Origin of the sequence: Xenorhabdus vietnamensis (assembly GCF_002127535.1) — a bacterium.
GTDB lineage: Bacteria > Pseudomonadota > Gammaproteobacteria > Enterobacterales > Enterobacteriaceae > Xenorhabdus > Xenorhabdus vietnamensis.
Window position 1 is genome coordinate 93,029 of sequence record NZ_MUBJ01000007.1, and the last position, 11,853, is coordinate 104,881.

Annotated in this window: 12 protein-coding genes; 7 read left to right on the forward strand and 5 right to left on the reverse strand. The window is 41.3% G+C overall.

Annotation, left to right across the window (positions count from 1 at the left end):
* Positions 1–264: 264 nt before the first annotated feature.
* Positions 265–831, reverse strand: coding sequence for a D-glycero-beta-D-manno-heptose 1,7-bisphosphate 7-phosphatase (gene gmhB / locus Xvie_RS08475; RefSeq protein ID WP_086108976.1), 567 nt, complete (start codon positions 829–831; stop codon positions 265–267).
* Between the two features lie 178 nt (positions 832–1,009).
* On the opposite strand from gmhB, the gene metN reads away from it, so the two are divergent.
* From metN to proS, 6 genes are all read left to right on the forward strand, one after another.
* Entirely contained in the window at positions 1,010–2,041 is a 1,032-nt protein-coding gene (gene metN / locus Xvie_RS08480; RefSeq protein ID WP_086108893.1) for a methionine ABC transporter ATP-binding protein MetN, read from the forward strand.
* A complete protein-coding gene (locus Xvie_RS08485; protein ID WP_086108894.1) occupies positions 2,034–2,687 on the forward strand; it encodes a methionine ABC transporter permease MetI in 654 nt (217 codons plus the stop codon). The genes metN and Xvie_RS08485 overlap by 8 nt, the downstream gene beginning before the upstream one ends.
* 124 nt (positions 2,688–2,811) lie before the next feature.
* On the forward strand, positions 2,812–3,627 hold the full coding sequence (locus Xvie_RS08490) for a MetQ/NlpA family lipoprotein (protein WP_086108895.1): 816 nt from the start codon (positions 2,812–2,814) through the stop codon (positions 3,625–3,627).
* Positions 3,628–3,789: 162 nt separating this feature from the next.
* On the forward strand, positions 3,790–4,185 hold the full coding sequence (rcsF, locus tag Xvie_RS08495; RefSeq protein WP_086108896.1) for an Rcs stress response system protein RcsF: 396 nt from the start codon (positions 3,790–3,792) through the stop codon (positions 4,183–4,185).
* Between the two features lie 33 nt (positions 4,186–4,218).
* Positions 4,219–4,926, forward strand: a complete 708-nt coding sequence (gene tsaA, locus Xvie_RS08500) for a tRNA (N6-threonylcarbamoyladenosine(37)-N6)-methyltransferase TrmO (protein ID WP_086108897.1) — start codon at positions 4,219–4,221, stop codon at positions 4,924–4,926.
* Between the two features lie 115 nt (positions 4,927–5,041).
* Positions 5,042–6,763, forward strand: a complete 1,722-nt coding sequence (gene proS / locus Xvie_RS08505) for a proline--tRNA ligase (protein ID WP_086108898.1) — start codon at positions 5,042–5,044, stop codon at positions 6,761–6,763.
* A 91-nt stretch (positions 6,764–6,854) separates the two neighbouring features.
* Here proS and nlpE read toward each other — a convergent pair whose 3' ends face one another.
* Positions 6,855–7,538 (reverse strand): envelope stress response activation lipoprotein NlpE, encoded by a 684-nt coding sequence (nlpE, locus tag Xvie_RS08510; RefSeq protein WP_086108899.1) that lies wholly within the window; start codon positions 7,536–7,538, stop codon positions 6,855–6,857.
* Positions 7,539–8,008: 470 nt separating this feature from the next.
* Here nlpE and rof point away from each other — a divergent pair, with 470 nt between their 5' ends.
* Complete coding sequence (gene rof / locus Xvie_RS08515; RefSeq protein WP_086108900.1) at positions 8,009–8,278, forward strand: Rho-binding antiterminator; 270 nt, start codon at positions 8,009–8,011, stop codon at positions 8,276–8,278.
* A gap of 53 nt (positions 8,279–8,331) precedes the next feature.
* Here rof and tilS read toward each other — a convergent pair whose 3' ends face one another.
* The 3 genes from tilS to accA form a co-directional block, all read right to left on the reverse strand.
* Positions 8,332–9,672, reverse strand: a complete 1,341-nt coding sequence (tilS, locus tag Xvie_RS08520; RefSeq protein WP_086108901.1) for a tRNA lysidine(34) synthetase TilS — start codon at positions 9,670–9,672, stop codon at positions 8,332–8,334.
* A gap of 32 nt (positions 9,673–9,704) precedes the next feature.
* A complete protein-coding gene (locus tag Xvie_RS08525) occupies positions 9,705–10,622 on the reverse strand; it encodes a DMT family transporter (RefSeq protein ID WP_086108902.1) in 918 nt (305 codons plus the stop codon).
* A 264-nt stretch (positions 10,623–10,886) separates the two neighbouring features.
* On the reverse strand, positions 10,887–11,846 hold the full coding sequence (accA, locus tag Xvie_RS08530; protein ID WP_086108903.1) for an acetyl-CoA carboxylase carboxyl transferase subunit alpha: 960 nt from the start codon (positions 11,844–11,846) through the stop codon (positions 10,887–10,889).
* Positions 11,847–11,853: the final 7 nt, after the last annotated feature.

An 11,853-nucleotide genomic window follows, 5' to 3' on the forward strand; every position in this document is an offset into this window, starting at 1 on the left:
GTCTTGCGAGTGCCCACACAGATTGTCTGATTCAATTGTTAAAGAGCATTGCAACCGATGATTCGTTTCCCGGTTGCGAGGCTGCGTATCTTACGCTTTCCTCTTTCAGTGTCAAGCCTTATTTTTCAAGGTCTTTCACTTTGTCACCCCGGCAAATTTGTGTGTTTGCCGTGACAACGAGAGCGCATTATAGGGACCATTCTGATTTAGGCAAGTCTTTTTTTGTAACTTTCCGTTTAACAGCTCACAATTTAGCCCAAAAGGTTATTTTTGCCTATTTTTTATCACATTTGGTAGGTCTGACAAGCTATTAACCACTAAATCTGCTGCTTGTTCTGCTTCTTCTGTTACTGTTTTTCCTGTACGAACGAGAACTTTGGTTCCAACTTTCGCTGCATTGGCCGCCAACATGTCTTCTATTTTATCTCCTACCATATAAGAAGAAGACATATCGATATGTAATTCTTTCTGTGCATCCAGCAACATGCCTGATTGCGGCTTGCGGCAGTCACAACACTTCTTATATTCTCCATCCTCTGCTTCTGGATGATGCGGACAATAATAGATGCCATCAAGATCAACACCTCGATCCGCCAATGACCAATCCATCCATTCAGTTAATTGCATAAACTGATCTTCAGTAAAAATCTTACGTGCAATACCTGACTGATTTGTAACCAAAACCAGAGCATAGCCCATTTTTTTCAATTCAAGCATGGCTTCAATCGCACCATCAATAAATTGAAAATTATCTATCTCATGTACATAACCATGATCGATGTTAATCGTGCCGTCACGATCTAAAAATACGGCGGGAATACCTTGAGTCACCTGATTGCTCCAAGAATGTACCAAGCGGACAGTATCGCATGATTTATTACTGAATGAGAATGCAGCATTTAATTTATTCATAGTTGACTTAGACGTCTAGACGCCTTAACATCCACTTTAATTCATGGCTTGTTGAAATGTTCTCAAGTCGTTCATCTCTACATCTAATAAGAAAAAAATGATAAGACTGACTCAGATAAATAAGATATTTCAACAAGGAACGCGTTCTATAAAGGCGCTTTCAGATATCAACCTGCATGTCCCACAGGGACAAATATATGGCGTCATTGGCTCTTCCGGTGCAGGCAAAAGCACCCTAATCCGCTGTGTAAATATGCTTGAACGTCCGACCTCTGGTCAGGTATTAGTGGCTGGGCAAGATCTCACTTCTCTTTCAGAACGTGAACTCACTCATGCACGTCGTCATATTGGCATGATTTTCCAGCACTTTAATTTGTTGTCATCCAGAACAGTATTTGACAATGTTGCGTTACCTTTAGAACTTAATAACACGTCAAAAGCCGATATCAAGGCCAAAGTTAACGAACTGCTAGATTTAGTCGGCCTCACAGACAAACATGATGCTTATCCTGCCAATTTATCTGGTGGTCAAAAGCAGCGTGTTGCTATTGCACGGGCACTGGCAAACTCTCCCAAAGTGCTTTTGTGTGACGAAGCCACCAGCGCTCTGGATCCAGCAACAACTCGTTCTATACTAGAATTATTAAAAGACATTAATCGTCGACTGGGATTAACTATTCTTCTAATTACCCATGAAATGGACGTCGTTAAACGTATCTGTGATCAAGTCGCCGTCATCAGTGGTGGTCAATTAATTGAACAAGATATTGTGAGCGCAATATTTTCACATCCCAAGACGCCGATTGCCCAAGAATTTATCAAATCTACGTTGCATTTGGATATTCCTGAAGATTACTTAAAGAAGTTACAACCGGAATCCGCGCCTGATCGCAGTCCATTATTGAAACTGGAATTCACAGGTAAATCAGTTGATGCACCTTTAATTTCGATGGCTGTTCGCCACTTTAATATTGATATCAGCATATTAAGTTCCCAAATCGACTACGCCGGTGGTGTTAAATTCGGGGTTATGCTGGCTGAATTAGACGGGGAAAGCGATAGTATCAAATCAACAATTGCATTTTTAGAAAAGCATCATGTGAAAGTAGAGGTTCTCGGTTATGTCTGAAGGAATGATTTTATTATTAGTTAAAGGAGTCTGGGAAACTCTTGTAATGACTTTCGTTTCCGGTTTCTTTGGTTTTGTTATTGGATTACCGGCTGGCGTGCTTTTGTATGTTACCCGTCCTGGACAGATTATTGAAAATGGTGCTCTTTATCGCATACTTTCTGCATTGGTAAATATTACGCGTTCGATACCTTTCATTATTCTATTGGTATGGATGATTCCATTTACCCGTCTGATTGTAGGAACATCAATCGGATTGCAGGCAGCGATTGTTCCGCTGACCGTGGGGGCAGCACCGTTTATTGCCCGCATGGTGGAAAATGCATTATTGGAAATTCCGACTGGCCTAATTGAAGCAGCACGTGCAATGGGAGCAACACCGTTTCAAATTGTCAAAAAGATCCTAGTGCCGGAAGCATTACCAGGTTTGATTAATGCCGCAACCATAACCTTAATCACACTAGTTGGTTATTCTGCAATGGGCGGGGCTGTTGGCGCCGGAGGCTTGGGGCAGATTGGCTATCAGTATGGATATATCGGCTATGACGCGACAGTGATGAATACTGTATTAGCATTATTGGTTGTTTTAGTATTCTTGATTCAGTTAGGCGGTGATCATTTAGTGAAAGCTGTTAATCGTAAATAAGATTATTTCAACAAGGTTTTAGTAAGGCCCTCATTACAGGGCCTATACCTAAGAGCCTCATTATAGCGGTACACAGTAACTTAATAAGACAGGTTATAAATCAGTATTCAATAGGGGTGAAAATATGTCAGTAAAATTGAAATCCATTGCAGCAATCGGTGCATTATTAGGTACATTAATTCTTGCCGGTTGTGGGCAGGAACAACGTAACCCAAACCATATTAGGGTTGGCGTTATCGCAGGACCTGAACTTAAAGTTGCTGAAGTTGCCAAACAAGTGGCTAAAGATAAATATGGCCTTGATGTTGAACTGACTACATTCAATGATTATGTTCTGCCAAATGAGTCATTGAACAAGGGAGACATTGATGTGAATGTCTTCCAGCATAAGCCTTTTTTAGATCAGCAAGTGAAAGAACGTAACTACAAATTGGCAATTGTTGGTAACTCTTTCATTTTCCCAATGGCGGCCTATTCCAAAAAAATTAAGTCACTGGATGAATTGCAAAATAGTTCTCAAATTGCCATCCCCAACGATCCGACCAATCAGGGCCGCGCTCTGCTGTTATTACAAAAACAAGGTCTTATCACCCTAAAAGAGGGTGTTGGTCTGCTGCCAACTATTTTAGACATTACCAGCAATCCTAAGCACTTAGATATCGTACAACTGGATGCACCACAACTGCCACGTTCATTGGACGACCAAAAGATTGCTTTTGCAATTATCAATAATACCTATGCAGGGCAGATTGGGTTAACACCAGAGCAAGATGGACTCTTTGTTGAAGATAAAAATTCACCTTACGTAAATATTATTGTCAGTCGTGAAAATAATAAAAGTGCGGAAAATGTGCAGAAATTCGTGAAAGCGTACCAATCTCCAGAAGTAGAGAAAGAAGCTGATAAAGTCTTCAAGGGTGGTGCAATAAAAGGCTGGTAATCTTTCCTATTCAGTCAATCAAGATTAAAATCATTGGGTGGATATTTTTATGTCCACCCATTTTTATTGAGTGAAAGAAGAAAACGTTTCTATGATTATTTTTGGCACTGATATTCACTCAATCCCCACTCACTGACACTATCAATATGAGGACTCAACTCGATGCGTGTGTTAGCTATCTGTTTCATGGCTTTTTTTATGGCTGGGTGTACTTCACTACAAACTCAGCTCGATAAATCTGATGTGCCTGATTCAAAGTTGAAATATCAGTCAACCAAGGAAAACAAAACTTCCTCTTATGTCCGCCTATATACCAAACCGGATGAGCTTTTAGGTCTGACATTTAAAGAATTAGGTATTGTCGCCGGAGAATCCTGCCGCAGTACACTGCAAGACTCTCCTGCCAGTATTGCAACCGCACGGCAAAAAATGTTAGCAAAAGCTTCTTATCTAAATGCAAACGCAGTTTTACTTCATCAATGTGCAATTTTATCTGGCCAAGGCTGCTACCAAATTGCCATTTGTGAAGGGTCAGCATTACTGACAACCAATAAATAATTATGACTGAATCTTTATTATAAAAAAACGCTCATGGCAGATTTTCATTTTACAGAAATAGGAACCATTCATTCTCCTTATAAAGAGAAATTTGCCATTCCCCGTCAACCGGGTTTGGTCGAAGATGGTACAGGGCAGCTGGAGTTACTTGCTCCCTACAATCAGGTTGATGCAGTACGCGGGCTGGAGCAGTTCAGCCATTTATGGATTATTTTTGTGTTTCATCAAACCATGGATGGTGGCTGGAATCCATTGGTACGGCCTCCCCGTTTGGGCGGAAATGCAAAAATGGGCGTGTTTGCCACCCGTTCAACTTTCCGTCCCAATCCAATTGGTATGTCACTGGTAGAACTGAAAAGCATTCAATGCGAGAACAACCGTGTCATTCTAGAACTTGGTAGTTTAGATTTGGTGGATGGTACACCTGTTATCGACATCAAACCTTACCTGCCTTTCGCCGAAGCACGTTCAGAAGCCAAAGCGGGTTTTGCCCAAACAGCACCAGATACAGACATGGCAGTCAATTTCTCACCAGAAGCAGAATACCAACTTTTATCCTACAGAACCAATCACCCTCACTTAAGGCGATTTATCAGCCAAATATTGGCTCAGGATCCCCGCCCTGCTTACCGTAAAAAAGCGCAGGAAAACCGAATATATGCAGCTCACATCTTAGACTTCAACGTTCGTTGGCGGGTTTTTGATGCCATAACAGAAGTGGTTTCTATCGAACGCCATTAAAACTCCTTTTGACATCGCAAGCTCACTGGTAGACTAGCGGTTTGTCTTTATTTTCTGGGCTGGGTAGTAATATCTTACTGCCCAGAAGCAATGTGCTATCCAATGGAAACTTACTATGCGTACTAGCCAATATCTGCTCTCTACTTTAAAAGAGACACCTGCTGATGCGGAAGTAGTCAGTCATAAACTGATGCTTCGTGCCGGCATGATCCGTAAACTCGCCTCAGGTTTATACAACTGGATGCCGACAGGTGTCCGCGTGTTGAAAAAAGTTGAAAACATTGTTCGTGAAGAGATGAATAATGCAGGGGCGATTGAGGTTTCCATGCCGGTAGTTCAGCCAGCGGATTTATGGCAGGAAAGTGGCCGTTGGGAACAATACGGCCCAGAATTACTGCGCTTTGTTGATCGTGGTGAGCGTCCTTTCGTTTTGGGACCAACTCATGAAGAAGTTATCACCGATCTGGTTCGTAATGAAGTCACTTCATATAAGCAGCTTCCACTGAACCTATTCCAGATCCAGACCAAATTCCGTGATGAAGTGCGCCCACGTTTTGGTGTTATGCGTTCACGTGAATTTATCATGAAAGATGCATACTCTTTCCATACCAGCCAAGAATCTCTGCAAGAGACTTACGATAAGATGTACGATGCTTACAGTAAAATCTTTACCCGCATCGGCTTGGATTTCCGCGCAGTTCTGGCAGACACCGGTTCAATTGGCGGAAACGCTTCTCATGAATTCCAGGTTCTGGCTGCCAGTGGTGAAGATGACATCGTTTTCTCTACCGAATCTAACTATGCTGCTAATATTGAATTGGCTGAAGCTGTCATGCCATCTCAAGAGCGTGCTGCACCATCTGAAGAAATGCGTCTGATCGATACACCGAACGCCAAAACCATTGCTGAACTGGTTGAACAATTCAATCTGCCAGTTGAAAAAACTGTCAAGACGCTGATCGTTCATGCCGCAGAAGAAAGCGGACACAAATTAGTTGCTTTGCTGGTACGTGGTGACCATGAACTGAATGAGATCAAAGCAGAAAAATTGCCTTTGGTAGCCAGCCCATTGAATTTCGCTACCGAAGAAGAAATTCGCGCCATCGTGAAAGCAGGTCCTGGTTCTTTAGGCCCGGTCAACCTGCCTATCCCTGTCATTATTGACCGTAGCGTATCCATCATGAGTGATTTCGGTGCTGGTGCTAATATTGATGACAAACATTACTTTGGCATTAATTGGGAGCGTGACTTACCACAGCCGGAAGTCGCTGATATCCGTAATGTTGTTGAAGGTGATGTAAGCCCTGATGGCAAAGGAACGTTGTTAATCAAGCGTGGTATTGAAGTTGGTCATATATTCCAATTAGGGACCAAGTACTCCGAAGCTTTGAAAGCAACGGTACAAAATGAAGATGGACATAATCAAGTTATCACCATGGGATGCTACGGTATTGGTGTAACCCGCATCGTCGCAGCCGCCATTGAGCAGAACCACGATGATCGTGGCATTATCTGGCCAGATGCAGTTGCCCCATTCCAAGTAGCAATCCTGCCAATGAACATGCACAAATCTTACCGCGTGAAAGAAGTCGCTGAAAAATTATATGCAGACTTACGTGCCAGCGGTATTGATGTGATTCTCGATGATCGTAAAGAACGCCCTGGGGTCATGTTTGCTGATATGGAACTGATCGGTGTACCCCATACTCTGGTTATCGGCGATCGTAACTTAGATAACGGTGAAATCGAATACAAATACCGCCGCACTGGTGACAAGCAAATGCTGAAGCTGGAAAATATTGTTGATTATCTGAAAGGTCATATTCAACAAGCTTAATTCTGCTTGAAAGTATCTGCCTAAGCTGAAAAAACCTGCGCAATTAATACGCAGGTTTTTTCATATATAGCCTATATTCCTCTGTTATTCGTTATCTCTTGGCATGGCAGGAAGAGGCTTTATCAAAACGAATTTTACCTGTTTGGATTACTGCATTATCAAACAACCCATCTTCCATTGAAGGGCGAAGCGTGTAGTAGCCTTCTATTTCCACATAAACAGGAGTTCCGCCTTCTACTCCCATAGCACTGTAACCACGTTCTAAATCGATATTTTCAGAAGCATCATAACGTCTTCCGGTATCACATTCTGTAAAAAGCGCTGAATCAGCAAAATAACTGTATTCCCCAGCCAGTTTTTTCGGTGTTACTTTATCTAATTCATAATTGAAGCTTGATTGAATCGGCTCTCCATTGATATCCAGCATGTCCAAATTTTCACCGTTAATCAGGTAATAAGATTTTTTACCATCTTGATTACTCAAGATAATCTTTTTGCCGTTTATCGCCCAATGACCCGTTTCAAAGAAAGTATTTTCCTCACTTTTAGCTTCTAAATAGGTTTGTCCCAATATATAAGTTCCATCCTTAGCAAGCTGCAAGGTCGTCTCAATACCTGAACAATCTGCACAAGGGATAACACCACTAAACACTTTCTCTGTTGATTGGAACTGTTCCTGAGATATGGGATTATTTTGCGTGACCGAAATGTTCTGACATCCCGCTATGCTGAAAACCCCAGCAGCCAGCAATGCAAGTAATATTTTTTTATTCATCATTTAACCCAATAAATTCAAAAAGATAATTAATTATTTTCAAGTTACAATACGTTAGCAAAATAAACAAAGCTTCAAAAATATTGCTAATTCTGTGGTCAGAATTAGCTCTAAGACTAAGATTAAGCACAACCACAAAATACCAACTTGACAGCGTATAACCCTTTTTTATAACGTCCGCTACCTATAAAACATGAGCTTCACGTAACAAGATTGACGTTACTTTACTGTAATCCAAATTACATGGAGATAAAAATTCAATAGTATGACTTAATTGCGTTACTTACTTAATCTCGTTGCGAAATGATAAAATACAGGTTTAATCTACTTCCTGTTTCAACAAAATTCTCACAGACTTACCCAGTAATCACGAAAGCTTACTGTGCTATAGTCGTAAGAAGCGTTTTACGTTTGATTTTGGTCAATCACGGGCGGCACGATAACCGCCACTAACATAGTGGTGAGCAAATATGTCTATAAATAACGAAGAATATCAACCAATTAACTGTGACGATTACGATAACCTCGAAATCGCTTGCCAACGCCAGTTACACTTACATGTTCAATTGCTGGGTGGTAAATTATTTGAGGGTAAGGCTAAGGAATTAATTTTGAGAAGAAAAGTTGAATATCTTATCGTCGAGTCAAATAAAGAAACCCGTGAATTAAGGTTGGATCACATTATCAGTTTCAGCAATCCAGAAATTGGTACGATTGTTATTGAGCATTCTTCATCATAACCGCAAATAGCAATTTCCCCTTCCAAAAGTCCTTATATTAGATAAGGACTTTTTTAAAAATTAATTTTCTTCCACTGAACAAAAACCCTCTCGTCATCAGACAAACTCTGACCTTCTTTAGTGATGAAAACGCCCAGTGCTGCAATCAGTTTTTCATTGTAATAGAGCAAAGGTGTTCTCTCTCTGAGCCAAGGTGCAACCCCCAGCTCTTGCCACAGTTTTTTACTGTGGCGGGAATGTTGCCGCCCCACAATACTAATATTGCCCTGAACACCAAAACGAATTGCTGCTTGCTCATTACCGTTTGGCATTCTTACTTTAATACCGTTTTCTTGCGAAAGGCTCAGTGTTCCCAACCCATTTGGTAACATCAATTTCTGTTGTATATCCCATTCAAGAATAGAACCCGCCAGATTCTGATATTGAGGCACCAGCCAAAGTTGCTGCCGATAACGGCGAATATCATATTGCCCTAATCTAAAGCGAGGTTCTGCATCTTGCCTCGCAAGCGCCACTTCTGACCAAATTCGTTGAAGCTGCTCTCGTGCTGGCATTTTTACGCCACATTGATTGAGCCATCGTCGTAACAACGCATTTCGTTTTGCTTCAGAACTGTTTTCCAAAGGAGAAATAGATATTGAACCTTCCAATGTAACCAATTCATTCAAAGATTCTTTCAGCAATTCGTCCAGCAATTGTTCTTGCTCTCCACACAAGCTGGCGCTACGGGAAACGGCTTGCGGAAAATGAGGCCAACGCTGGTTGAGTAAAGGCATGATATTCAGACGCAGGAAATTACGGTCATAACGATCATCTTGATTGCTATCGTCCTCTACCCATTGCAAATTTTGTGCCTGAGCATATTCTTCCAATTCTGCACGACTTACATTCAGCAAAGGACGAATCAATGTTGTTCCCGCAAATGGCATTCTGGAAGGCATGGAAGATAACCCAGCCGGGCCACTACCTCGTTTCAATGCTAATAAAAATGTTTCTGCCTGATCATCAAGATGTTGTGCCGTTATTAAAACTTCATCCTGCTGTAGCTCATGTTGGAAAGCGTGATAACGAGCACTTCGAGCCGCAGCTTCAATCCCATTCTGACATGTATCAAGTGTGACTTTTTCTATCCGAAAATCGACCTGCCAATCAGCACAAGCCTGACGACAATGTTCACCCCATAAATCTGCCTTTGCATTTAAACCATGATGAATATGAATTGCCCTTAATACCATTCGCTCACTATTCAATTGGTGAGATTGGGCTCGCAAACGAACAAGCAAATGCAACAATACGGTGGAATCCAATCCACCGCTAAATCCAACTAAAATCTTTTTATGCTGGCCAATTTGTTCTGCCAACGTCGTGAGCAGGTGATCATGAATATTTATCATTATAGAACCAAACCTTTTTCATTCTTGCCAGATCAATCCTCAATCAGATCATCCATCAATTTATTTTGTCCGGAAATTTTTCTCTTCGCACTGATGCAAAGTAATCCAGAAATGATAACCAGCGCTAGCCCAATCACATAGGCAGGGACAAAAGCATCACCAAAAAACAGAATAATCCACATCATCGACAAGACTGGTGATAAGAATAAGATTGAAGCAATTTTATGGGAATCAGGGCTACTCATTGCCTTGAACCAAATAATATAAGAGACACCATTTAATATAATACCGTTAAGCAATGTTGGCATCAGTGAATCACCGACAAGTAAATTAATGCTGCTGAAAGTAAACATAAATATCGCAGATACTAATGTAGAACACAGGAATACCCAGAACGTACTAATATAGGGATCAATAGCGAATTGCCTCGATAATACTGACATTAATGCAAAACAAAATGACCCGCTGAATACCAGCAACAACGCCTGAGGATGTTCTACCGCAACCTCGGTAATATTTCCCTTCGTGAAAGTGATTACAACAGCCATAAAACCCATTGCAATACCAATCATCTGCCTGATCGACAGTTTCTCTTTGAACAGGAAAAACGACAATCCAATAATCATTAGCGGCCAGCTATATTGGATCACCAAAACAGCAACACCATTCTCGATGGAATAACCATAATAAAGCAGCAAATAGAAGAAACAATCCAAAGCACCTAAGATCAACACCTTAAGCATAACGGGCAAAGGAATGAATAAAAGCCTTTTCCAAGTTCTTCCCATCATGAGAGCAACGACAAAGACCGCCAAAACAGACAAAATATTTGACCAGAATAAATATTGGAAGTGATCCATCTCTTTCTGACCAAAACGCGATATAGAAGGAATAAAACTCCAGATAAACACACAAGAAAAAGCGTAAATAATATATTTGTATTTGGCCATAGAAAAACTCAACTTATTATTTTAAAGCCCAGCTCACGAGGCACCTATTCCAACCCAATGTCATCAGAAATAATAATAGTAGATCATCTATACCGTGATGATTTCACTCTTAGAAACAGCAAAACAGGTGGAAATACTGGGGAGTTATCACTCCTTTATGCTTTCCACCTGCTATTAGGGATATTAAAAATAAAGCGATATTAAGAGTAACACTTTATTATGGAAGCCATGATAATAATAGCTTCCGGAATTTACTTGCAGACCTTAGCAGTAACCGTATTGCATCAAGCGCTCATAACGGCGATTAACTAATTCTTCACTGTTCAGTTCACTCAACTCAGAAAGATCAGCCAATAATTGAGTCTTCAATGTTTTAGCTATTTCTTCATGGTTACGGTGCGCGCCACCCAGTGGTTCTGAAATTACCGTATCAATCAGGTTCAATTCTTTCAGACGTGGGGCAGTATTCCCCATAGCTTCAGCCGCCAATGGTGCTTTTTCAGCACTTTTCCATAAAATGGAAGCACAGCCTTCAGGAGAGATGGTGGAGAAAGTACTGTATTGCAGCATATTCACTTTATCACCGACACTCAGTGCCAATGCTCCGCCAGAGCCTCCTTCACCAATAATTGTGCAGATGATAGGTACAGAAAGATGAGACATTTCACGCAAGTTACGTGCAATAGCTTCTGATTGACCGCGTTCTTCTGCACCAACCCCAGGATAAGCGCCAGGAGTATCAATGAAAGTAATAATTGGCAATTTGAAACGCTCGGCCATTTCCATCAATCTCAACGCCTTGCGATAACCTTCAGGCGATGGCATACCAAAATTACGGCGGATCTTTTCTTTCGTTTCACGCCCTTTCTGGTGACCAATCACCATGACAGGACGACCATCAATGCGCGCCAATCCACCTACAATTGCCTTGTCATCAGCATAGGCACGATCACCCGCCAATTCTTCAAAGTCAGTAAATATGTGCTTAATATAATCCAGTGTATAAGGGCGCAGTGGATGACGTGATAGCTGGGAAATTTGCCATGCCCCTAAATCAGCGAAAATCTTGCGAGTCAGCTCCAGGCTTTTTTCCCGCAGACGCTGGACTTCTTCATCCAGATTGATATCTAGCTTTTCACCTTGACGGCTAACTGCGGTGAGCGAATCGATTTTCGCTTCCAACTCGGCAATTGGCTGTTCAAAATCCAGAAAATTCAGACTCATAACGTTC